Source organism: Planococcus maritimus, assembly GCF_001687625.2.
Lineage (GTDB): Bacteria > Bacillota > Bacilli > Bacillales_A > Planococcaceae > Planococcus > Planococcus maritimus.
The window spans coordinates 427,553-449,820 of record NZ_CP016538.2 but is presented as its reverse complement, the minus strand read 5'-3'; the positions used below and the strand labels follow the sequence as shown (position 1 = coordinate 449,820).

General features: G+C 48.2%; 20 protein-coding genes. 6 read left to right on the top strand and 14 right to left on the bottom strand.

All coding sequences use genetic code 11. The features are described 5' to 3' along the window. Positions 1 to 109: 109 nt before the first annotated feature. Together BBI11_RS02380 and BBI11_RS02375 are read left to right on the top strand one after the other, a co-directional pair. Positions 110 to 451 carry a P-II family nitrogen regulator gene (locus BBI11_RS02380; protein WP_068460279.1) on the top strand — a complete coding sequence of 114 codons (342 nt, stop codon included), beginning with the start codon at positions 110 to 112 and terminating at the stop codon, positions 449 to 451. 12 nt (positions 452 to 463) lie between these two features. Next, positions 464 to 1,747: an ammonium transporter gene (locus BBI11_RS02375; protein WP_068460277.1), complete on the top strand. Its 1,284-nt coding sequence runs from the start codon at positions 464 to 466 to the stop codon at positions 1,745 to 1,747. 340 nt (positions 1,748 to 2,087) lie between these two features. Here BBI11_RS02375 and BBI11_RS02370 read toward each other — a convergent pair whose 3' ends face one another. The 7 genes from BBI11_RS02370 to BBI11_RS02340 form a co-directional block, all read right to left on the bottom strand. Then, a complete protein-coding gene (locus BBI11_RS02370) occupies positions 2,088 to 2,729 on the bottom strand; it encodes a phosphatase PAP2 family protein (protein WP_068460274.1) in 642 nt (213 codons plus the stop codon). Between the two features lie 129 nt (positions 2,730 to 2,858). Next, positions 2,859 to 3,620 (bottom strand): iron ABC transporter ATP-binding protein, encoded by a 762-nt coding sequence (locus BBI11_RS02365; RefSeq protein WP_068460272.1) that lies wholly within the window; start codon positions 3,618 to 3,620, stop codon positions 2,859 to 2,861. Then, positions 3,617 to 4,567, bottom strand: coding sequence for an iron chelate uptake ABC transporter family permease subunit (locus BBI11_RS02360; RefSeq protein WP_068460270.1), 951 nt, complete (start codon positions 4,565 to 4,567; stop codon positions 3,617 to 3,619). Before BBI11_RS02360 ends, BBI11_RS02365 begins: the two co-directional genes overlap by 4 nt. Further along, positions 4,560 to 5,510, bottom strand: a complete 951-nt coding sequence (locus BBI11_RS02355; protein WP_068460268.1) for an ABC transporter permease — start codon at positions 5,508 to 5,510, stop codon at positions 4,560 to 4,562. Before BBI11_RS02355 ends, BBI11_RS02360 begins: the two co-directional genes overlap by 8 nt. A gap of 900 nt (positions 5,511 to 6,410) precedes the next feature. Continuing rightward, positions 6,411 to 7,289 carry a DUF6612 family protein gene (locus BBI11_RS02350; RefSeq protein ID WP_068460266.1) on the bottom strand — a complete coding sequence of 293 codons (879 nt, stop codon included), beginning with the start codon at positions 7,287 to 7,289 and terminating at the stop codon, positions 6,411 to 6,413. A gap of 174 nt (positions 7,290 to 7,463) precedes the next feature. Then, complete coding sequence (gene hflX, locus BBI11_RS02345) at positions 7,464 to 8,735, bottom strand: GTPase HflX (protein ID WP_068460263.1); 1,272 nt, start codon at positions 8,733 to 8,735, stop codon at positions 7,464 to 7,466. A 97-nt stretch (positions 8,736 to 8,832) separates the two neighbouring features. Beyond that, positions 8,833 to 9,546 (bottom strand): VOC family protein, encoded by a 714-nt coding sequence (locus BBI11_RS02340; protein WP_068460261.1) that lies wholly within the window; start codon positions 9,544 to 9,546, stop codon positions 8,833 to 8,835. Between the two features lie 202 nt (positions 9,547 to 9,748). On the opposite strand from BBI11_RS02340, the gene BBI11_RS02335 reads away from it, so the two are divergent. Together BBI11_RS02335 and BBI11_RS02330 are read left to right on the top strand one after the other, a co-directional pair. Further along, positions 9,749 to 11,299: a BCCT family transporter gene (locus BBI11_RS02335; protein WP_068460259.1), complete on the top strand. Its 1,551-nt coding sequence runs from the start codon at positions 9,749 to 9,751 to the stop codon at positions 11,297 to 11,299. A 197-nt stretch (positions 11,300 to 11,496) separates the two neighbouring features. Beyond that, positions 11,497 to 11,922, top strand: a complete 426-nt coding sequence (locus BBI11_RS02330; protein ID WP_068460257.1) for a VOC family protein — start codon at positions 11,497 to 11,499, stop codon at positions 11,920 to 11,922. Between the two features lie 50 nt (positions 11,923 to 11,972). On the opposite strand, the gene putP is transcribed toward BBI11_RS02330, so the two are convergent. Further along, positions 11,973 to 13,493 (bottom strand): sodium/proline symporter PutP, encoded by a 1,521-nt coding sequence (putP, locus tag BBI11_RS02325; protein ID WP_068460255.1) that lies wholly within the window; start codon positions 13,491 to 13,493, stop codon positions 11,973 to 11,975. 109 nt (positions 13,494 to 13,602) lie between these two features. Between putP and BBI11_RS02320 the strand changes: the two genes are divergently transcribed. Next, positions 13,603 to 13,965 (top strand): DUF2188 domain-containing protein, encoded by a 363-nt coding sequence (locus BBI11_RS02320; protein WP_068460252.1) that lies wholly within the window; start codon positions 13,603 to 13,605, stop codon positions 13,963 to 13,965. Positions 13,966 to 14,020: 55 nt separating this feature from the next. Here BBI11_RS02320 and BBI11_RS02315 read toward each other — a convergent pair whose 3' ends face one another. From BBI11_RS02315 to desA, 3 genes are all read right to left on the bottom strand, one after another. Further along, positions 14,021 to 14,611 (bottom strand): response regulator transcription factor, encoded by a 591-nt coding sequence (locus BBI11_RS02315; RefSeq protein ID WP_068460250.1) that lies wholly within the window; start codon positions 14,609 to 14,611, stop codon positions 14,021 to 14,023. Next, positions 14,608 to 15,747 carry a sensor histidine kinase gene (locus BBI11_RS02310; protein WP_068460248.1) on the bottom strand — a complete coding sequence of 380 codons (1,140 nt, stop codon included), beginning with the start codon at positions 15,745 to 15,747 and terminating at the stop codon, positions 14,608 to 14,610. Before BBI11_RS02310 ends, BBI11_RS02315 begins: the two co-directional genes overlap by 4 nt. Positions 15,748 to 15,878: 131 nt before the next feature. After that, the gene (desA, locus tag BBI11_RS02305) at positions 15,879 to 16,898 is read right to left on the bottom strand and encodes a Delta(5) desaturase DesA (protein ID WP_068460245.1); all 1,020 of its coding nucleotides are present in this window, start codon (positions 16,896 to 16,898) and stop codon (positions 15,879 to 15,881) included. Between the two features lie 206 nt (positions 16,899 to 17,104). Here desA and BBI11_RS02300 point away from each other — a divergent pair, with 206 nt between their 5' ends. After that, positions 17,105 to 17,356, top strand: a complete 252-nt coding sequence (locus BBI11_RS02300) for a hypothetical protein (RefSeq protein WP_068488611.1) — start codon at positions 17,105 to 17,107, stop codon at positions 17,354 to 17,356. 307 nt (positions 17,357 to 17,663) lie between these two features. On the opposite strand, the gene cydC is transcribed toward BBI11_RS02300, so the two are convergent. The 3 genes from cydC to BBI11_RS02285 all read right to left on the bottom strand — a co-directional run bounded on the left by cydC (position 17,664) and on the right by BBI11_RS02285 (position 22,198). Then, complete coding sequence (cydC, locus tag BBI11_RS02295; RefSeq protein WP_068460241.1) at positions 17,664 to 19,367, bottom strand: thiol reductant ABC exporter subunit CydC; 1,704 nt, start codon at positions 19,365 to 19,367, stop codon at positions 17,664 to 17,666. Further along, a complete protein-coding gene (gene cydD, locus BBI11_RS02290; RefSeq protein ID WP_068460240.1) occupies positions 19,355 to 21,085 on the bottom strand; it encodes a thiol reductant ABC exporter subunit CydD in 1,731 nt (576 codons plus the stop codon). The genes cydC and cydD overlap by 13 nt, the downstream gene beginning before the upstream one ends. A 453-nt stretch (positions 21,086 to 21,538) precedes the next feature. Further along, positions 21,539 to 22,198, bottom strand: a complete 660-nt coding sequence (locus tag BBI11_RS02285) for a ZIP family transporter (protein ID WP_335645533.1) — start codon at positions 22,196 to 22,198, stop codon at positions 21,539 to 21,541. Positions 22,199 to 22,268: the final 70 nt, after the last annotated feature.

The following is a 22,268-nucleotide window of genomic DNA, read 5'->3' as shown; positions in this document are numbered from 1 at the left end:
CTAACATATATTAAAAATAACACTTGCATTGTCAGAAAATATTGATTAATATGTTAACAAACCTAACACGCAAACCATGTTAGAAAACCTAACATAAGGAGGAAGTAGCATGAAAAAGATTGAAACTATTATTCGCCATTCTGTTTTTGCCGACGTTCGGCAAGCTCTGGCCCTTGAAGGAATCGACGGCTTGACCGTAACGGAAATCGCGGGAATCGGCAAACAAGAAGGACGCGTTGGCCTGTTTCGAGGCAACGCCTACCGCATGGAGTTTTCTCCGAAGCTCAAGTTAGAAATGGTCGTTGAAGATGAAAAAGTCGAAGACATCATCCAAGCACTCCTCGATTATGCCTCTACTGGCGAAGTCGGTGATGGAAAAATCTTCATCTATCCCTTAGAAGAAGCCATCCGGATTAGAACAAAAGAACGCGGCACCGTCGCGATAGGATAAGGAGAGATTATTATGGAAGCTGTACAAAGCTCAGTTGATATGCTGTGGATCATGCTCGGTGCCATGCTTGTGTTTTTCATGCACGCCGGATTCGCCATGGTCGAAACAGGATTCACTCGCTCTAAAAATACCCTTAATATTTTGATGAAAAACATGATTACCATCTCACTCGGCTCAATCCTTTACTTTATCGTCGGTTATGCTTTAATGTTCGGACCATCGTCGTTCGGCTTGATCGGCACGGAAGGTTTCGCTTTATCAGGTGTTACGGATATTGGATTCTTCGTCTTCCAAGCGGTTTTTGCCGCAACGTGTGCCACAATCATTTCTGGCGCCGTCGCAGAACGCATGCATTTGACTGCCTATATCCTTTTGACCGTCGCTATGACTGCTATCATTTATCCAGTTGTCGGCCATTGGGTATGGGGAGGTGGATGGCTTGCTGAAATTGGCTTTATCGACTTCGCCGGTTCTACCGTCGTCCACTTGACAGGAGCCGTCGCCGCCTTTATCGCGGCTTGGAAAATCGGCCCGCGCCTCGGTAAATATTCCGGCAAAACAGTCAATACGATCCCTGGCCACAGCTTGCCACTCGGCGCACTCGGCGTATTCATCCTATGGCTCGGATGGTTCGGGTTTAATGGCGGCAGTACGCTCGCTGCAGACCCTGCACTCGTGCCGCCTGTCATAGCCAACACTTTGCTCGCAGCATCGGCTGGTGTTCTAGCGACTGCCGGCTACACTCGCTTACGCTACGGCCGCATTGATGGCACTTTGACGATGAACGGCGCGCTCGCTGGTCTTGTCGGCATCACTGCCGGCGCTGCCAATGTGTCGTTCCTTGGCGCCATCTTGATCGGCTTGATCGCCGGTATCATCATGACGGAAGCTGTCCATCTATTGGATACGAAAATCCGCGTGGATGATCCGGTAGGGGCTGTATCGGTTCACGGAATCGCCGGGGTTTGGGGAACGCTCGCGATCGGATTCTTCGATGTCAACAGCGGATTGCTTTATGGAGGAGGAGCTGAAATTCTCGGCATCCAGGCTGTCGGTGTATTGGCTGTTATCGCTTGGGCTTCCTTGTCCACAGGAGCTGTCCTGCTATTGATCAGCGTCGTGACGCCACTGCGCGTAACGGCAGAAGAAGAAGAAACCGGTTTGGATTTTGCAGAGCACGGCTCGCAAGCTTATTCGATGCAAGATGTGCTGCGCGGTTCATCTGGCAGAGCGGATAATTTCGCAGACCGCCTGAACCAACTGGGGGAAGAACGGCCAGCTTCAAACAAAGCATAAAAATAGAGAGAGAAAAAACTTGGGGGTTCTCAACAAAGAACGAACGGAGATAAATTCTCCGTTCGTTTCAGTTTGTCGAGAAAGTTAAATAACCGTATTTTCCGAAGCTTATCGCTCGCTTTCCGTGGGCTCGCGCCCAAGCCTCCTCAGCCGCTTCGCGACTTGCGGGGTCTCGGTCGTCTCGCTGATCCACCGGAGTCGAGCGAACGCTTCTCCAAATACTTAGAGAGGTCATTGATTGTTAAAATCAGAAAAAGACGCTCTTTCTCATAGTTGAGAGCGTCTTTTTCAACAGTCTGAAACGAACGGAGATAAATTCTCCGTTCGTTTTTTTATTGGCCTAATTTACATCTTCCCGCTCGACAGTGCGCATATACTGGCGCTTGCGGAATTGCCGCTCCCTCATTTCATACCAAATGGCCACCAAAACGAATAAGGTATAGCCGAGGAACAGCCCTGCCAGCACATCCGACAAGTATTGAACACCGCTGGCCACTTGCGATAAAGCGGTGAGCAATGTCAGCAAAATCGCAGCCAGCCAGATCGCCAGGCGAAGCGATTTCGTGCCAACTCTTTCGCCAAGAAAATAAGCAAGGGTAAACAAATACAATAAGCCAACCATTGCGTGATTGGACGGAAAGCCATAAGACGCTACTTCCTCAGGAAACCCCGGCATCGGCCGGGCGAACCATTGCTGCAGCAAATGATTTAACGCATTTCCTGCCCCCACCGTCAAAAAGACGAAAAGCATCCCCCTGTAGTTTTGGCGGAACGCCCATAAGAACACAAGAAGCAAAAAGCTCACTGCAAAAATCGTCCATTGCTCCCCGATGAACGACATGGCCTGAAGCCACCCGAACCCACCGAACCAAGATGCCGCCTGCTCGTCCAGTTCACGGGCCGGTTCTTGTTGATAATAATAAAGGATGCCGAAAAAACCAAGTAAGGTCGCCATCGCCAACGGATAAAAGACTCGCTTCATCTCTGCACCTTCTTTCCTGCCACATCGATCAGTCACTCTAGAAATCTTCGCGCACTAAAAAACCTGCATGGAATACACTTCCACACAGGTTCCACATTTCCTTGTTTTCGCACACAATAACTTCGCCGTTCAGGAATTGAAATAGACGCAAATTCGACAGTTATCCATTTGTTGGATCGGGATGTCCATATCGTAAATTTCCTTCAAGGCATCCGATTGAATGATTTCTTCTGTCGGCCCGTCTTTGACGACGCGGCCATTTTTCAGCGCGACGATGCGGTCGGAATACACGGAAGCAAAGTTGATATCGTGAAGAACGATAATGACCGTTTTGCCGAGTTCATCGACCAAACGACGCAAAATTTTCATGATTTGTACCGAGTGCTTCATATCCAGGTTATTTAATGGTTCGTCGAGCAGGACATAATCAGTATCTTGCGCAATGACCATCGCGATAAATGCACGCTGGCGCTGGCCGCCCGACAATTCATCCAAATAGGAATGCTCCATGTCCTCAAGGTCCATATAACCGATTGCTTGGTCGACCATTTGCTCATCTTCTGCGTCCAGGCGTCCTTTAGAATACGGAAAGCGGCCGAAAGAAACCAATTCTCGTATCGTCAAGCGCACATTCATAAAATTCGATTGCTTCAAAATGGACACACGCTTTGAGAATTCATTAGACTTCATGGCTTTGGTATTGGTCTTGTCGATCAACACTTCTCCGGTATCTGCATCCAATAAACGACTGACCATCGACAAGAGCGTCGACTTCCCTGCCCCGTTCGGCCCAATGAATGAAGTGATCTGGCCCCGCCGAATATCGACCGAAACATTTTCCACCACTTGTTTTTTTCCATACAATTTCGTCAGTTCACGTACTTGGATCATTTAGACCGACTCTCCTTTAATAGCAAATAGATGAAATAGATACCGCCGATGAAATTGATGATGACACTGAGCGTCGTATTAAACGTGAAGATATGTTCGACGACCCATTGCCCGCCGACCAGTGCCACGATGCTGATGATGCTCGCACCGGCAATGACGACCGAATGCTTATAGGATTTGAAAAATTGATAGGATAGATTGGCGACGATCAAGCCGAAAAACGTAATCGGACCGACCAAGGCAGTGGCAATCGCAATCAATACTGCAGAAAGCACAAGCATCTTTTTGACAAGTGCATCATACCCGACACCAAGGTTCACCGCGGTGTCCCGACCTAAAGACAGCACATCGAGCGACGCATTATGGCGCCAAGCCAAACCGAGCAAGACAATAATGAAGAACAGTGATATCCACACCAAATCAGCATTGACGTTATTGAAACTCGCGAACATCCGGTCTTGGACGATCTGGAATTCGTTCGGGTCGATCAGTACCTGCAGGAAAGTCGAGACGCTGCCGAAAAACGTACCGAGAATGATACCGATTAGCAATAAGAAATAAATCGGCTGGTTATCTTTTTTGAACAGTAATTTATAGAACAATAACGCGAAGACGACCATGACGGCGATTGACAGCAAGAAGTTCACTTGCTGGTTGATGATCGTGATGTGCCCTGACCCCAGGAAGAATATCAACAATGTCTGCAATAGCATATACAGCGAATCCAAGCCCATAATGCTCGGTGTCAAAATGCGGTTGTGTGTAATGGTTTGGAATACCACTGTCGCATAAGCAATCGCCACACCTGTCAGCACCATCGCAAAGACTTTGACACCTCGTCTTGGCAATGCATAATCGAAACTGCCATTCAAATTATCGAATAAATACAAACCGCACGCTGCCGTGGCAAGTAAGATCAAAATCCACATTTTATGTATGTCACGCATATGCTTTCCTCCTAAACAGCATGATTAGAAAGATAAAGCTTCCGATGACACCGACCATCAGGCTGATCGTGATCTCATACGGATAAATCAAGACCCGCCCGAGAATGTCGCACACCAATAAGAAAATGGCTCCGAGCATTGCGGTATGCGGCAAGGTTTTTTGAAGATGGTCTCCCTTGAAGATGGAGACGATATTCGGAATAATCAAGCCGAGAAATGGAATCATTCCAACAGTCAATACGACAGTCGCTGTAATGAGCGCCACCAAGGTCAAGCCGATGTTGACAACACTGCGATATTTCAGTCCGAGATTTTTGGAGAAATCCTCCCCCATCCCTGCGACTGTAAAGCGGTTGGCGTACATATAAGCGATGATGAAAACGGGCACGCTGATGTAAAGAAGTTCATAACTACCTTTCATGACCATCGAGAAATCGCCCTGCAGCCAAGCTGACATGTTCTGGATAACGTCTGCGCGGTAGGCGAAAAACGTGGTGATCGAAGACAGGATATTGCCGAACATCAAGCCGATGAGCGGAATAAAGATGGCATCTTTGAATTTGATGCGGTTGAGGATTTGCATGAACAAGAACGTGCCGGCGAGTGCGAAGAAGAAAGCCACCGCCATTTTTTCAATCATCGATGCATTCGCAAACAATAACATCGAGACGAGAATCCCGAGACGTGTCGCATCGAGCGTCCCGGCAGTTGTCGGCGAGACGAATTTATTGCGGCTCAATTGCTGCATGATGAGCCCCGCCATGCTCATGCCTGCTCCCGCAAGCAAAATCGCGACGAGTCGAGGAAAACGGCTAACGAGGAAAATCTGCGTTTCTTCTGATTGAAAATCCAGAAGGTCGAGCGGACTAATACTGCTAACTCCGACAAACAGGGAGATGAACGATAAAAGGATCAATATGGGTATTAGAATACGTTTTTTCATGTAATGCCGCTCCCTATCTAATGCGATTACCAATTGAGAATGATAATGATTATCAACGATTAACTGTTTTTTAGTATAGCAGTATAAAAAGTGACGTCAAGGGATAATTGAGAACTATTTTCAATGAGAAGGCTTGCATTTTTAAGTGTTCACGGGGTTTTCAAATTTAGCATGTGAATGGCGTCGCTTTTGGAGTCGCCACCCTGCTTTGGGTTGGCCTTTCACAATGAGCCAAGAAGAACGCTTGTCTCATTGTTTCGGCTCACCCCTTTGCGCTGGGCGGCTGGGAGATTTCATTGATTAAAGTGTGTTTAGCCGGATCTGCTTCTTTACACAGTTTCCGGCTAGCGGGGGAATCGCTTCCTGGGTTGGGAATCAGGTTGGACGAAGGATTTGGCGTCGCTTGTGGAGTCGCCGCCCTGCTTTGGGTTGGCCTTTCACAATGAGCCAAGAAGAGCGCTTGTCTCATTGTTTCGGCTCACCCTTGACGCAGGTCGGCTGAGACATTTCATTGATTGAAGTGTGTTTAGCCAGATCTGCTTCTTTAGGCGTTTCCTGCTAGTTGGGGAATCGCTTCTTGGGTTGGGGGTTAGAGTGTAGCGAAGGATTTGGCGTCGCTTGTGGAGTCGCCGCTCTGCTTTGGGTTGGCCTTTCACAATGAGCCAAAAAGAGCACTTGTCTCATTGTTTCGGCTCACCCTTGACGCAGGTCGGCTGCGAGATTTCATTGATTGAAGTGTGTTTAGCCGGATCTGCTTCTTTAGGCGTTTCCGGCTAGTAGGGAAATCGCTTCCTGGGTTGGGGGTTAGAGTGTAGCGAAGGATTTGGCGTCACCGGTTGCACAGAATCGTTCCCATACAAAAAAGCAGAGGAAAGTTCCCTCTGCTTGCCGTTCTCATTATTAAAATTCGATTTCCTGTGCTTGTTCCAATACTTCCGGCGGGATTTCGATCGGATCGATGGCGTTGTAATCGCTGTAGTCCACTTGCATCTGCGATTCGATCGCCATCATTTCACCGCGCACATCGACATCAAGCTCCATATCGACTTCCATACGGTCCGCTAAATACGTTTCCTTATCCAGCGTGATGACGTAGTTCACAGCATGCACTTCTAGGTCTTCCGGAGCTAGAGGGGCTTCGATCTCCATTTGTCCCAGCGTTTTCTCCAATTGTTCATCCGTCAGTTCCTGGAACTCTTCTCCTGAGGCATCGAGCGTCAGGATGTAGACTTCATCTGTTTCCTCCAGCACGAAATCCTCCTCGAAATCACCGAGTTCGTCCAATTGGCGCGCAGGGTCGGCTGATTGCTGTCCGGCAATCGACTGCATGTTTTCTTGCATTTCTTCCGGCATCTTCAGCCACATGTCGACAGACGTTTCATGCATATATAACCCTTCTTCGGTCATATACATTTCCGTCAGCATCGGATTGGTGTTGTCGATATCCTCGGATACAATGCTGGTCTCTCCTTTTTGGTGAAATGCCAGAGGCTCATAGGTCATTTCCATGTCTGAATCCACCGTCATGTCGATTTCCATGCCATCTGGCTGCATTTTCATCTGTTGTTCAGTATGTGACTTTGCACGTAAACTCTCAACTTGCCGAGAAGCCTCTACCGCTTGTGTGTAAACTTTTGAAGCGCTCTGTGATTTGTCCTGAGTTTCCTGTGTTGGATTTTCATTTTCCTCTTCAGTTGTTGTCGGCGCTTCCGCACTACTGCATGCGCCAAGGCCGATAACAGCAGCACTCGTTCCGATGACTGCCACCCATTTTCTCATGGCGTTCACTCTCCTTATCAAGACTTGTCGTCCATTATACAGCATTCTGCCCTTACTCACAGTTTACCCAATTTACAGCCGCTTAATTATCCCGCACTAAGAATAAGGATTTTCCGTAAAAAAAAGAAGCCGGAGATATTCCCCGGCTTCTTCCCTTATCTTTCAGACGCTTAATTATTTGCCTACGACGAACTGCTCGTAACGGTCATAATCCGCGCGGCTTAATTCCACGGTGATCAAGGTGCCAGTTTCACCGTATTCGGTTTCTTTAATGCTCGCATGATCACTTAAATATGCGACGACATCCCCGCGTCCAAATGGGATTTCCATTCGGCACATGACGTGGTTCGCAAAGAGCCGGTCACGGATGCTCTCGATCAGTTCATCGAGCCCTGCGCCTTCTTTTGCAGAAATCCAGACCGCATCGGTACTTTTTCTTGGGTACGCGACGCCAGCGAGGTCCGATTTATTATAGACATATAAAGTCGGAACATTTTCGACGCCTACGTCCTGCAAAGTCGCCTCGGTCACTTCCATCATATAGTCGCGCTCATCGTTCGATACGTCGACCACGTGAAGCAATAAATCTGCGTTGCGTGCTTCTTCTAATGTCGAGCGGAATGCTTTGACGAGATGGTGCGGTAAGCGACTGACAAATCCGACCGTGTCCGACAGCAAAAACGTCTTGTTGTCTTCTAGACGGATTTGGCGAATGGAAGTATCCAAAGTTGCGAACAGCATATCTTTTTCAAAAACCTGCTTGTCCGCGTCCTGCCCCGTCTTCAACAATAAGCTGTTGAGGACCGTCGACTTGCCTGCGTTGGTGTATCCAACAAGCGATACAACCGGTAAGCCCTTTTTCAAGCGTTGCTTTCGCTGTGTGGTACGTTGCTCTTTCACTTGGTCGAGTTCCCGTCTAAGCTTGGTGATCTGGTCTTCGATTTTCCGCCGGTCTAGCTCAAGTTTTGTCTCCCCGGCACCACGGTTGGCAAGCCCGCCGCTACTAGCGCCGCCTTGTCGTCCGAGCGAAGCACGCAAGCCGACTAGGCGTGGCAGCATATACTGTAATTGCGCCAGTTCAACCTGCACTTGTGCTTCACGGGTGCGGGCGCGCCTCGAGAAAATATCCAAAATAAGCATCGTCCGGTCAATGACTTTGCATTCCAATTCTTCTTCCAGATTGCGGATTTGAGACGGCGATAATTCATCGTTGAAGATGATTAAGTTGGCATCTGTTTCCTCATACATTACTTTGGCTTCTTCCACTTTCCCAGTGCCAACGTAATGGGCCGGATTCACGCGCTCTAAATTTTGGTGAAGTTCGCCCACCACTTCAACGCCGAGCGCCCCTGCTAAATTCCGTAATTCTTCCATGCTGTATTCAAAATGAGTGTCTTTTTGCAATTGAACACCCACAATAATCGCTTTTTCCACTAATTGTTCCATCTCTTGTTGCCTCCTTCGGCAGAACTTTCATTCCACCCGTTCCTATAGGTATCCGTTTCACATTTCTTTCTATCGTATCACACTACCACTGCCGGCCCTATCCGAAACGCGGCGCCTGGTAAATCCCTTTCTCAAAAACGATTTCCCGCTCAACTGATTCGAAACGCACTTCTCGCAAACGTTCCGGCCCATCTCCCAGCTCAAACAACAGCTGACAATTTTCCAGGGCAAGGGAATTTCCGAGCAAGCTTTTCCACTCCGCTTCACTTTGCGCTGGATCTTTTACCGAAAAAACGAGCGCCTCCAAGCGCAAACTTTCATTGAGTTTCGTAATGGCGCCTTTTTTCTTCAAGCCAGCAAAACGCGCCTCATCCCGCTCTTGCCATTCAATAAAAAACGGCAAGGGCAAAGCGGATGAAATGGGCTGATCGATGAAAAGTAAACGCCAACGGATGGTCTCACCCGTTTCGGTCAACCGTTCAGCGTCCATTGGCCCGATAGTCTGGAACCCTTTCCTTTCAATTTCTCTTGCCAATTGATCTAAATCGTCAGAGCGCAGGCAAATTGTTCCGAAGCCTCTGTCGTCATAGCGCAGTTGCTCGACTAATGGATGCTTAGAACCTAGTGCCACATGTTCATCTTCAACTGTAAGCCATTCTATATAATAATCCGGGCCGTACATAAGGGCATTGTGAGTGCCCCAGTTTTTATGGCTGCCCCCTGTAATGGCGTGGAATCCATTGTCATTCCAAAACTTGCTACTGGCTTTTGGGTCTGTATGGGTAAAGTGAACGATGTGATCCAATTTCATTCTGCAGACACTCCCTTTCTTGTGAATTGCTTGTTTCTTCTATCTAATTATCATACCCTCTAGCACGGTTGATTTGCTGTGTATATGGTCTCTTTTGTCCAGCTAATTCTGATTTTTCCGGAAAATGGGTGGTTTTTAGGCATCATTTTCGATACGCTAGGGTATAGGAAAAGATAATCACTATATTTTAAAGGAGGTCATCATGGATAAAAAATTATTGACAAACCCCGTGTTTCTCATATCAACAGCCGTGATCCTGCTGTTGGTTGTTGCTGGGGCATTCATGCCGATTCGTTTCGGCGAAGTCGCCGGCACCTTATTTAACTTCACTACTTTGAACTTCGGTTGGTTCTACTTACTCGCAGTCTTCATCATCACCCTTTTCCTAATCATCATTGCTATTAGTAAATATGGCAGCATTCGGCTTGGCGCCGACTCTGACCGTCCGGAATTCCCTTTCTTCACTTGGATCGGCATGCTATTTTCAGCCGGTTTCGGTGCAGGGCTCGTATTCTGGGGCGTTGCGGAACCGATGAGTCACTTCTTCACCACGCCGTTCGGCACTGAAGGACAAACAGAAGAAGCCGCGCGCATTGCGATGGGCTATTCGTTCTTCCACTGGGGCATTAGCCAATGGTCAGTTTTTGCAATCGTCGGGTTGGTTATCGGCTTCCTGCAGTTCAGACGCAAAAAGCCAGGACTTGTCTCGACTGCACTTGAACCAGTCCTCGGTGCAAAACCAGTGGTCAAACATACGATTGATTCACTCGCCGTCATTGCGACTGTCATGGGGATCGCGACTTCACTAGGTCTAGGCGTCTTGCAGATGAATGGCGGATTGAACGCCGTCTTTGGCATCGACAATGCCTTTCCGATCCAATTGGCGATTATCGGTGTCATGTTCGCCGCCTATACTTTGTCTTCTTCCACAGGTCTTCATAAAGGGATTGCTTATTTAAGTAATTTGAACTTAGGCTTGGCACTTGTGTTAATGGTCTTCGTTTTCTTTGCAGGCCCGACAGTATTCATTATGGATACGTTTACGCTCGCAATCGGCGATTACATCACCAATTTTGTTCAGTATAGCTTGCGCATGGAGCCCTATACTGAAGGAGAATGGGTGCTTGGCTGGACCATTTTCTACTGGGCTTGGGCAACTGCTTGGTCTCCATTTGTCGGAGCGTTCGTTGCACGGGTTTCACGCGGGCGCACCATCCGCGAATTCGTCTTTGGTGTGCTGGTCATTCCGCCAGCCATCGCTTGCGTGTGGATCGCCGTCTTCGGCGGTACGGCCTTATGGTATGACCTGAACCAGCAATCAGGCATTGCGGAAGCGGTCAATGTAGATTTGACTTCTGCATTGTTCCAAACCTTTGACGTGCTCCCGTTGTCGACCATTATGTCCGTATTGGCGATTTTGCTGATCTTCACTTTCCTAGTGACATCAGCTGACTCCGCTACATACATCTTGGCGACAATGACTAGTTTCGGCAGCTTGAACCCGCCAACATTGTTCAAAGTCATTTGGGGCGTTTTGATGTCTGCAATCGCAGCTGTCCTCCTTTACGCTGGCGGACTTAGCGCCTTGCAAACCGCCTCGCTCATATCGGCCCTGCCGTTTACGGTGCTGTTGCTGCTGATGCTTTGGTCGTTCACCAAAATCATCCGCGGCGAAGCACCGCCGATCCGCAAATCTGAATTACGCCGTTTCAGACGATTGGAACGCGAAGCACGAAAACAACAAAATAAGTAATGCAAAACGACACTGCCTTAACAGCACATGATTCATAGCTGTTAAGGCAGTTTTTCTATTGGATTGTATTTACCGGCTCTCTTCACAAAAAAACTGATTATTCAATTAAAAACCCTTTACTTTCGGCGTAAGGAGTATATAATAAAAAAGAGAATGTTTGTTCGTATTTTACATAATCATAGAAAGGAGTTTTCCCCATGTCTATCAACGTTTATATGATTTTCAATGGAAACTGCAAAGAGGCAGTAGGCTATTACGCAACCATATTCGGTACGGAACCACCCGAACTTTCACGCTTTGGCGACATGCCCCCCGAGCCCGGACAGGATATGCCAGAAGAGATGAAAGCCCGGGTCATGCACGCGAATTTGAATATTCATGGCAGTGCTGTCATGTTTTCAGATGCCATGACAAATGAACCCATTAGGTTTGGCGAAAACATCAACGTCACCGTCCTATCGAATGATTTGACGAAAATGAAGACCGAGTTCAATCAGCTCGGACAAGACGGAACCGTCCATATGGAGTTGCAGGAAACGTTTTGGAGTCCTGGATACGGCATTGTAGAAGACAAATATGGCATCGTCTGGATGTTCAACCATGATGATACCCAAACAAGCTAAACACAAAAAACAGGCGATCCTCACAAATGAGGATCGCCTGTTTCGTTTTTTTAGTTTTTGTCTTCTTCGATCAAGCGAACGGTTTCATCGAATTCTGCATCGATTTCAGCATTAGGTTTGTATGTCATCAAGCTGACACCCCAAGTAGCTAACCAGCTAAGGAAGAAGCCAGGGATGATTTCGTAGACGCTGCCCATGAACATGGTTAGATCATTAGCAGAAGCGCCTTCCATATTACCCACTAGATCCCAGATGATAACCGTGATGGCACCAACGAGCATACCAGCGAGTGCACCTTTAGCAGTAAGCTTGCGCCAGAAGAGCGACAGCAAAATGATCGGGCCAAAAGCAGCACCGAATCCTGCCCATGCATAAGCGACCAATCCAAGGATGGTATTGTTCTGCTCCCATGCAAGCGTGGCCGCGATAACAGCGATGGCTGCTACAGCGATACGCCCAAGCATGACATAACCTTTCGCGCTAGACTCTTTTTTGAAAGCGATTTTGTACAAATCTTCGATCAAGGCAGATGAGCTGACCAGCAATTGAGACGAAATCGTACTCATAATTGCTGCTAGAACTGCTGCCAGGACAAAGCCTGCCACTAGCGGATGGAACAGTACTTGGCTCATGTCCAAGAAAACTGCTTCCGGGTCCACCAATGTAGATCCAGGATTTTGCTGGAAATACGCAATCCCGATCAAAGCCGTACCCGTTGCCCCGATAAGGCTTAAGATCATCCAGCCCATACCGATGCGGCGGGCTGTACGAACTTCCTTCAAGGTTTTAATGGCCATAAAACGGACGATGATATGTGGCTGGCCGAAGTAACCAAGACCCCAGGCAGCGGCTGAAATAACGCCGATCGTAGAGGCCCCTGACACAAGGCTCAACATGTTCGGATCGACTTCCCGAATACTTGCTGCTGTTTCCCCGAATCCGCCGGTAACGAAAATCCCGACGACCGGTACTGCAATAAGCGACAAGAACATCATGACCCCTTGAACAAAGTCCGTGTAACTGACGGCGAGAAACCCGCCGAATAATGTGTATGCAACAACTACCACGGAACCAATAACGAGGCCAAGATGGTAATCCATTCCGAATGAGCTCTGGAAGAATAAGCCAGAAGCTACCATTCCGGATGAAACGTAGAATGTGAAGAAAATCAAAATGATAATACCAGCGACAATCCGCAATAGGCGCGAACTATCTTTTAAACGATTTTCTAAGAAGCTAGGAATGGTGATGGAATCACTGGTGACGAATGAGTAGATCCGTAGACGAGGCGCAACAAAGAACCAGTTCAGAAATGCACCGATGGTTAACCCGATGGCGATCCAGACTTCCACGAGCCCGCCAACGTAAATGGCGCCAGGCAGTCCGAGCAATAGCCATCCAGACATATCGGATGCGCCGGCACTGAGAGCTGCAACGGATGGGCCGAGTCCCCTTCCCCCGAGCATGTAATCGGATAAGTCGGCTGTCTTCTTATACGCATACCAGCCAATGAATAGCATAGCCGCGAGGTACACGAGTAAGGCTATGATTTGATAGGTTGTATCTGTCATGACATCTCCTCCTTATTAAACACTTTAACATAATGAGCTTAGATGAAAAGGGGGCTTTGCGTTTTATTTCCTATTTAAATGGGCATAGAGAGGCAAGGAGGCGATAAATATGCCATGGAATAAGAACGATTACCCGGATTCTTTCAAAAATTTGGATGAGGCTGTTCGCAACAAAGCGATTGAGATTGCCAATGCCCTTTTACGTGATGGGTACGAAGAAGGACGCGCCATACCGATTGCGCTCGATCAGGCACGGGATACCGTAGAAGGCGATAGCGACGCCCCGGTCTACGAAATCCGCAAGCATTCGGAAGGATGGCAGTTGAAGAAGAAAGACAGCAAAAAAGCCATCCTCATTGAAGATACAAAGGATGACTTGATGGGCGAAGCGAAGCGTTACGTCAACCGCAACAACGGCGAACTTCACATTTATGCGGAAGACGATTCACTGCAGGAAAAATTATACGAGTGAAGCCAATAGCAGGACGGGAAACACAATCGTTTTCCTGCCCTGCTATTTTGGGCGTTCAGCTTTTCTCACGATAACGCGCAATGGCTTCAATTCGATTGCTCGCTTCAAGTTTATCAAGAATCGTGGAAATGTAATTGCGTACGGTCCCTGTCGTAATGAACAACTCTTTCGCAATTTCCTTCGTGCTGCGCCCTTCTGTGATCAATTCCATGACTTGGCGCTCGCGTTCGGTCAGCGGATTGCTTCCGGCATACGCCAAATCGACGAGTTCCGGCGCATAAATCCGGCGGCCATCCATGATGGTGCGGATCGAAGTGCCGAGTTCCTCGCTCGGGCTGTCTTTCAATAGATAGCCGCTGACGCCAGCTTTCCGTGCCCGTTCGAAATAACCTGAACGGGCGAACGTCGTCAGGATGATGGTCTTGCATGGGTGGTCTTTCAAGGCTTCTGCCGCATCCAGCCCGCTCTTGACCGGCATTTCAATATCCATGATGCAGACATCAGGATTCAGCTCCTCCACCAAGCGAACCGCTTCTTCCCCATTCGGCGCCATGCCCACCACTTCCAAATCATCTTCTAGATCCAATAATGACCCAAGCGCCCCAAGCATCATGCGCTGGTCTTCCGCCAATACGATTCGAATCATGAATTTCTCCCCTCCAAATCTTGATAAAGAATGACGTTGGGCACTCGAATGTTCAAAGTCGTGCCATCCATCACTTCGACATCAACTTGCCCATTAACGAAATCTAGCCGCTCCCGCATGCCCGTCAGCCCATTTCCTTGAACGAGCGGATTGCCTTCAGGAAAGCCCACGCCATCGTCTTGCACTTGCACCAGAATGTCGTTCGGTGTCTGCTTGATCAGCACCGTACAACGAGACGCTGCGCTATGTTTCACGACATTAGTCACCGCTTCTTTCAAACACATGCTCAGTACATGCTCCATCAACAGTGGTGTGTTGTTGAGCTTGGCGTTGCCATAAAATACAAAATCCATGTCCGCGGCCCGCAAGATTTGCTGAATGCGCACTAGCTCGTCTTCGAGTTTGGTGCCGCGCATATCTGTCACCAACTCCCGCACTTCTTTCAACGCTGTGCGCGCCGTCTGGCGAACGTCTTGGATCTCAGCCGCTGCGCGTTCAGGGTCTTTACTAAGTAGTTTCCCCGCTAAGTCGCTTTTCAAGCCGATCAACGATAATTTTTGGCCAAGCGTATCGTGCAGATCACGTGCGATCCGTTCGCGTTCTTCAATCAATACCAACTGAGAAATCCGTTTATTGGCGTCTTCGAGCGCCCCTTCGAGCTTCTCGCGTTTATGCCGGTTATAAGTATTAAACGGCAGTAAGATGACGCCGAGAACACTCAAGATGATGAATGGCAATTGTGTCATATACAATTCAAAATCCATGATCATCCCGTAAATAATAGCCGCGATCGTCGTTCCGATATGCAGGCCATAAATGATGAAAAACCCGACTTTGCTACGGATATTGCCGATAAAGAATGCCAAAAAAATTGCCAGGTAAACATAGCCGAATAAAAAAATCATCGCGACGTTGATGATCATCTCAACACTCACCCACAAGTACACGAAAAAAGAATGTGAACTAAACGACAGGCGATAAGCAATAAAAAACGCCACTAGCAAGACAATACCTGCTACGATTTCCGTCAGAGAAGACGAACGGAAAATGAAAAAGAATGGCAAAATGCAAAAGATTGTCCAGGCATAGATGCTTAGCCACGTATTACGGGGGAAAATTTGATACCAGTTCTGCATAATTGCCTCCTCATGTTTCTTTCTTCTATCATATCAAAGCTCGAAGCTAAAAAGAAAACCCCTATTGCCATTGAAGCGCGTTTAAAGAAAAACTGCCCTTGCCTCTAATGAGGGGCAAGGGCAGTTCCGCTTTATTGCTGTGCTGTCCGAGACTCGCCAAGCAAATGCTTGATGGCACCGAATGTCACAAATCTTTTGTTCTCTTCGTCGTATACTTTGTACTTCAACGATTGGAAGCTTGTTTTCAAGTTGACCGTCGTCGCTTTTTGAAGCGGCGGTGTCGATACATGCGCTTTTTCCAAATTATAGTTCGGCACACGCGGGCTCAAGTGATGAACATGGTGGAAGCCGATGTTGCCAGTCACCCATTGCAGAACTTTCGGCAATTCGTAGTACGAGCTGCCTTCGATTGCTGCTTTCACATAATCCCATTCGCTTTCGTCCTCAAAATACGAATCTTCGAATGTATGCTGGATGTAGAACAACCAAATGCCCAGTGCCCCAGCAGTAAACATGATCGTACCTTGGATCAATACGAATGCCTGCCAACCGATCGCCAAGATCATGACCGTGTAAAGGACTACTAGTGAAGCATTGATCAAATACGTGTTGTTGCGCTCTTTCTTGCGTGCATCTTTACGGTTGAAACGGCTTGAGATTAAGACTAGGAATAATGGCCCTAAGCCAAACATAACGAGAGGGTTGCGGTACATGCGGTATTTGAAACGTTCCCATTTAGAAGCTTCTACATACTCGTCAATTGTCATGACCCAGATGTCACCGACTCCGCGCTTGTCAAGATTACCACTCGACGCGTGATGGATCGCGTGCTCGCGTTTCCATTTTTCATAAGCGAAAAGGGTTAAGATTCCGGTAATCGTTCCGACGACTGCGTTCGCTTTTTTGTTTTTGAAGAACGAGCCATGTGTGCAATCATGGAAAATGATGAACATGCGAACGACAAATCCAGCTGCGACAATGGAAATCCCGACTGTCAACCAAACGGAAACATCCAACGCGAGATATGCTAAAAACCAAAGAACGAGAAATGGTGGTATGGTATTGATCATTTGTTGAACGCTTGCTTTAACATCTGCTTTTTCGAAAGGGGCGACAAACTTACGTAATTGCGCTGTCTTTTCTTTGCTCATCTCTTGTCTTCCTCCTAAAATGGGCGTGCCCACCTGTTTACTTGTTAATCCACATATTACGCCCCTTCCGCCTTCTTCATAAGGCATAAACGTCTGTTTCCGCACATGACACCTGTCATGGTTTTTGCTTTTCCACAACTTTCTAAAATCAAGAATAACGTGTATACTTATTTATATGCAGAATAATCTGAATAGAGGTGAACACTATGACAGGACTGGTAGCCGTCATCATGGTCTTTTCCATTCCCCTCGTCGCTATCTGGACAGACTATTTGACCAGAAAGAAAAAAATGCACCAGCAGGCACTCGAGACGGAAGTGGAACTCGAAAAACTCAAGCATGACAATTACGTTATCGAAACGCAGAAGCTGCGTCTCGAACTTGAGCAGATGAAGCTCGATGACGCCTTGAAAAATCAACCACTCATAGCCGAACGACAAAAAGACGCGTCTGCATAGACGCGTCTTTTTACGTTGTCGAGAAAGGTGAAAAGTCGTATTTTCCGAAGCTTATCGCTCGCTTTCCGTGGGCTCGCGCCCAAGCCTCCTCAGCCGCTACGCGCCTTGCGGGGTCTCGGTCGTCTCGCTGATCCACAGGAGTCGAGCGAACACTTCTCCAAATACTTAGAGAGGTCATTGACTGTTGAAGAAAGCAAAAGACGCTATTTTTTCATAGTTGAGAGCAAACCATAGACTTCTTCAACACTCTGAAAAGACGCGTCTGCATAGACGCGTCTTTTTCGTAGCTTTCAGCCAATGTGAACACTCAGGCGAAAACTTCTTCTTCTATTTTTTTCAGCCCGTAGAAATAGCCGCGGCGTTCCATCAATTCCTGGTAAGTGCCTTGTTCGATCAAACGGCCATTTTCCAATACCAAGATATGATCCATATCTTCCAATCTCGATAAGTCGTGGCTGATGATGACAAACGTGTCTTCGGGGTGACGGGCGAACAATTCGCTGTAAATGGACTGCGCGGTCACACCGTCCACCGATGAAAACGGTTCGTCCAGCAACCACAGCCGCTCGCCTTTTAAGAAAGCCCGTGCCATCGCAAGGCGTTGTTTTTCGCCACCCGATAAATTCCGGCCTTTTTCATAAACCGGCGCAGCCAGTTCCAGATGGCCCAATCGGACAAGCTCAAGTGCTTCACGCAATTGCCCGGCATCTGCCTGCCCGTTGGCAATGCGCAAATTGCTTTCAATCGTCCCTGAAAAGAAATGATTTTCCTGCAGCACGACATTCATGCGCTGCCATACGTTTTCAGGGGCCATCTGGCTAAGTGCTTCGCCTCCAAAACGGATGCTGCCGTTCTCAGGCTCTGCAGTTTTTAGCAATAGCTGCAATAAAGTCGATTTCCCGGAACCGCTCGGGCCGACAATGGCCGTTTTGGACCCTTGCGGCAATCGAAAATTGATTTCATCGAGCGCCAAGCGCCCATCGTTCGGATAGCGGTAGCTGAGGTGCTCTGCCTCAATGTTCACCGCACCCTCCGGCATGCTCCCTGTGCTCTGATCAGCTTCTTCAGCCACCACTTCTTCTAATCTGCGCGCAGCAATTCGACTTTCTTCGTAATACGCCGGAAGGGCAGCAAGCGGGCCGACATTCTCAAATGCCCCGAGCGACACCATAACCAGCATCGCTAAATACAAACCGGATAACTCTCCAATCGACACGAAATACGCCCCAGTTGCCAAGACGACAAATGAAGTCAAAAAAGCCACGAACGCATTCAATGACTGAACTCGATTTTCCTCGAGTCCTTCGTTTTGCTGCGCCTGTTCATAGCGCTGTGCGCTTTCTTGCAATTCTGCGCTTTTTTGATTGAGCGCTAAATGGATTTTCAAATCCTTGAACCCATAAAGAAATTCTGCCGATTGCGCCGAAAACGCGCCACGGGTTTGTCCCGTCGCATGCGTCTTTTTTCGTCTCCGCAGCGCGAAGAAGGTTGGCAAAACAATGACGACAAGAATCGCACCCACAAAAATGGCCAAGGCCATCGGCAGCGAATAAAACGATGTAAAGAACACCGTCGCCACCAAAACCATGCCGACCACAATTGGCGGATACAAGACGCGCAATAAGAAATTCTGCAAACTTTCTACGTCGCCGACAATACGTGACAGCAAATCACCGCTTTGGTGTCGCTGGAAAATACCTGGCGCGAGCGGAGCCAATCGCTCAAAAAAATTGCTCCGCAAATGGCCGAGCATCGTAAACGTTGCGCGGTGTGAAAACAGCCTTTCCGCATAACGTGTAATCGCTGCTGCAAAACCGAATAGTTTCAGCGAAGCTGCCATGACGACCAAGGTGGTCATTTGTGCTGTTAAAGCGGCCTTTGAAATCAAATAGCCGCTCGCTCCTAGAAGCGCAACGCCAGCGAGTCCCGCTAAAAAACCGAACACTACAGCAAGGGCAACATCACGTTTTTCTTTCAGTGTCAGCCAAAAAACCGTCTTTAATTCACCCATGCCTGTGTGCCTCCTTGCTGCGCCTCAATCATGGACCGGTAAGGGCTAAAGTTGCCCATCAGCTCTTCGTGTGTGCCGATGGCTTTCACTCTTCCTTCGTCCAAGACAATAATGCGCGATGCATTGCGGATCGTGTGCAAGCGGTGCGCAATCGTGATGACCGTTGCTTTTTTTGACAGCTCTTCGATGGCTTGTTGCAGTACTTGTTCTGTCTGAAGATCAAGGCCTGCTGTTGGTTCGTCGAAAAACAGCAGTGCCGGCTTTTTGATAAACGCCCGCGCTAGCACGAGACGCTGCTTTTCACCGCCTGATAGCCCGCGTCCCGCCTCCCCGATTATCGTGTCGAATCCTTCAGGGAGCGCTTCGATCAATTCCAGGATGCCTGCTTTTTGCGCTGCCGCCACCAATTCTTGTGATGGCACAGCTCGATTCGTGCCAAGTACTATATTTTCCTTAATAGTTCCTGCAAACACATACGGATCTTGCGTAATATAGCTCAATTGCCCGAACCATTCATCTTCGCTCATTTGTTCCTGAGGATGGCCATTGATCAGCAAGCGCCCGCTCGTTGCGGGTAATAATCCTGCCATGATATTCAACAATGTGCTTTTACCGGAACCACTCAGCCCAACTAGCGCTGTGGACGTTCCTGCTTCCAGTGTGAAACTAGCCGGCTCCAGTTGAAATCCTTCCCCGTACTGGAAACTCACCTGCTCTAACGCCAACTCAATCGGTCCGTGTACGGGCGTCGCCCCCCAGACAACCGGTTGGTGGCTTTTCGCCAATTCTTCTGCCAATAATTCAGCTGAGGCTGCACTTCCTCTTGCCGTATGAAAAGCGCTGCCGAACTCTTTTAATAGATTAAAGAAATCCGGAACGAGCAGCATCACAAGAAAGGCCGGGAAAAACGTAATGCTGTCGAAGACTACAAGACGCAAACCGATTTCGAGCGCGATAATTCCGATGCTCAACATGGAGATGTATTCGAGTGTCAATGAAGACAGGAAAGCTGACTTCAAAACGTCCATCGTTGAATCGCGGAATTTCAAACTATTATCGCGGATGGTGTCACTTTGACGCTTTGCCTGTCCGAACAAACGCAAAGTCGTCAATCCTTGTAACACGTCGAGGAAAGCGCCGGAAAAACTGGCCAATTGCTCGACTTTTTCATCCGCCTTCTGTTTCGTCCGTTTTCCGACAATCGCCATGAACAATGGAATGAATGGTGCCGTGATCAAAATGATCAGCCCCGTCGTCCAGTTCAAGTAAAAAATCACACCGAGCAATAGCAACGGAATGGTATAGCTTTGAATCATTTGCGGGATATATTTGCTGAAATAACCATCTGTGCCATCGACCGCTTCGAGCAGCAAGCCGACCTTGCGCCCCGACTGCCCCGCTATCGACCCTTGGAGCGGATTTTCCTTGTAGGCAGCGATCAATTCCCGGCGCAACCGGCGTCTCGCCTCAACAGAAAGCGTCACACCGAGCCGGCCGATCGCATAACTTGCGCCCGCCCGCAACAGAATGACCGCCAGCAAAGCGGCCAATAGAGGCATCACCTCTTCAAAAGCCGCATCTTTCAAAAAGACTTCGTCTGCCACCCAGACGAAAAACAAAGCTTGCCCGATCATAGCGAGCCCTTTTGCTAAGGATGCTAGAAACAATAACCGTATGCGATTGTTTTGGCTGTAAGCCATTTGCTTCAAACTACCCATTGCTATCGCCCTTTCTTTCACATACCCCCATTATAAAGGAGCACGCCGCGGATTCCTTTGGGGACGCACACTGAGAGCGTCATTTCCCGGGAAATTGTTACAAAACGGTTCACATTTCATAAAGAAAAGCCACACAGCAGAGCTGTACGGCTTGAATATCGTCTATTTGTTCCTATTACGGTTTGTGTTCCCAGATGGCGGAAAAATGATGTCCTGTAACCACAAGGCATCGTCTTGGATCTTCCTCTTCAAGGAAGTATCCAGGCATTCCCGGCACTCTGTCGTTAATTTCTGCAGTTCGTATTCAAAGACTGCTTCTTCCTCTTTCGTGATCATGGCATATACATCACCTTTCGACACCAACGCGAGGAGTGCGCACGTGACCCATTATCTAACACTTTACCCGTTTTCTGAAACCTTATTCCTCTTTTTGAAAAATCGCCTCTTTTTTATTCACAAAAATAATAACAAAATCGAATAGACCGACAGCCCGGCGACAAAAGCGCCCAAACTGCTTTCCCGCTCTTCCGGCAATTCTTCTTTCAACACGTTCAGGATAATACCGCCCGCAATCAAAGCCATGAGAAACGCAATGATCAATTCGTGAACTTCCGTCAACCAGCCGATTGCCCAACCGGCTGCGATGGCTGCAGCAAGAAGCCATCTGCCATATCGGTCATATTCGCCTTTATGCGCCGTCCTTAGGCCTTTATCATTCGTGATGAAATGAACGCCGAGCGCAATGAAGAACAGGGACATCCCGACCGTCCCTTCGAACTCCTCACGGATCATCAAATAGCCGATGACCCCGTTGTAAATGGCGAAAGAAGCGATGTGGATCCAGAAAACGCCTGCTGTAGATTGACCTTCTGCTGTCTTGCATTTCGAATTCTTCACCATTTGCTCCAACCCGTAAAACAGCACAAGCCCAACCATGGCAGCAAGGTAAATATGATTGCTCAAGAACCCTTCACCGGGCGCGCCAAATTCTTTATGGACCGCTTCCTGGAATTCACCCAGCTCAGGCAGCAAGTGCAAAAATACATAGGCAACGGAAACGCCGCCTGCTATGGACAGGAAGCGACTGCGCGGTACAGCTCTCAAAAATTTCATGTTTTTTGAGAATAGATGGATCAGAATAAATCCTATGACAAACAAGAAGCTAAGCCACTCCAAGATACCC

What these genes read in the sequence shown, in the direction of transcription:
- BBI11_RS02285 (WP_335645533.1), bottom strand. Translation starts at nt 22,198, where the DNA reads ATGAAATTTTTGAGAGCTGTACCGCGCAGTCGCTTCCTGTCCATAGCA.
- cydD (WP_068460240.1), bottom strand. Translation starts at nt 21,085, where the DNA reads ATGGGTAGTTTGAAGCAAATGGCTTACAGCCAAAACAATCGCATACGG.
- BBI11_RS02380 (WP_068460279.1), top strand. Translation starts at nt 110, where the DNA reads ATGAAAAAGATTGAAACTATTATTCGCCATTCTGTTTTTGCCGACGTT.
- BBI11_RS02355 (WP_068460268.1), bottom strand. Translation starts at nt 5,510, where the DNA reads ATGAAAAAACGTATTCTAATACCCATATTGATCCTTTTATCGTTCATC.
- hflX (WP_068460263.1), bottom strand. Translation starts at nt 8,735, where the DNA reads ATGGAACAATTAGTGGAAAAAGCGATTATTGTGGGTGTTCAATTGCAA.
- desA (WP_068460245.1), bottom strand. Translation starts at nt 16,898, where the DNA reads ATGAGCAAAGAAAAGACAGCGCAATTACGTAAGTTTGTCGCCCCTTTC.
- BBI11_RS02340 (WP_068460261.1), bottom strand. Translation starts at nt 9,546, where the DNA reads ATGAAATTGGATCACATCGTTCACTTTACCCATACAGACCCAAAAGCC.
- BBI11_RS02335 (WP_068460259.1), top strand. Translation starts at nt 9,749, where the DNA reads ATGGATAAAAAATTATTGACAAACCCCGTGTTTCTCATATCAACAGCC.
- BBI11_RS02360 (WP_068460270.1), bottom strand. Translation starts at nt 4,567, where the DNA reads ATGCGTGACATACATAAAATGTGGATTTTGATCTTACTTGCCACGGCA.
- BBI11_RS02370 (WP_068460274.1), bottom strand. Translation starts at nt 2,729, where the DNA reads ATGAAGCGAGTCTTTTATCCGTTGGCGATGGCGACCTTACTTGGTTTT.
- BBI11_RS02310 (WP_068460248.1), bottom strand. Translation starts at nt 15,747, where the DNA reads ATGCAGAACTGGTATCAAATTTTCCCCCGTAATACGTGGCTAAGCATC.
- BBI11_RS02375 (WP_068460277.1), top strand. Translation starts at nt 464, where the DNA reads ATGGAAGCTGTACAAAGCTCAGTTGATATGCTGTGGATCATGCTCGGT.
- BBI11_RS02350 (WP_068460266.1), bottom strand. Translation starts at nt 7,289, where the DNA reads ATGAGAAAATGGGTGGCAGTCATCGGAACGAGTGCTGCTGTTATCGGC.
- cydC (WP_068460241.1), bottom strand. Translation starts at nt 19,367, where the DNA reads ATGGGTGAATTAAAGACGGTTTTTTGGCTGACACTGAAAGAAAAACGT.
- BBI11_RS02330 (WP_068460257.1), top strand. Translation starts at nt 11,497, where the DNA reads ATGTCTATCAACGTTTATATGATTTTCAATGGAAACTGCAAAGAGGCA.
- BBI11_RS02320 (WP_068460252.1), top strand. Translation starts at nt 13,603, where the DNA reads ATGCCATGGAATAAGAACGATTACCCGGATTCTTTCAAAAATTTGGAT.
- BBI11_RS02365 (WP_068460272.1), bottom strand. Translation starts at nt 3,620, where the DNA reads ATGATCCAAGTACGTGAACTGACGAAATTGTATGGAAAAAAACAAGTG.
- BBI11_RS02315 (WP_068460250.1), bottom strand. Translation starts at nt 14,611, where the DNA reads ATGATTCGAATCGTATTGGCGGAAGACCAGCGCATGATGCTTGGGGCG.
- BBI11_RS02300 (WP_068488611.1), top strand. Translation starts at nt 17,105, where the DNA reads ATGACAGGACTGGTAGCCGTCATCATGGTCTTTTCCATTCCCCTCGTC.
- putP (WP_068460255.1), bottom strand. Translation starts at nt 13,493, where the DNA reads ATGACAGATACAACCTATCAAATCATAGCCTTACTCGTGTACCTCGCG.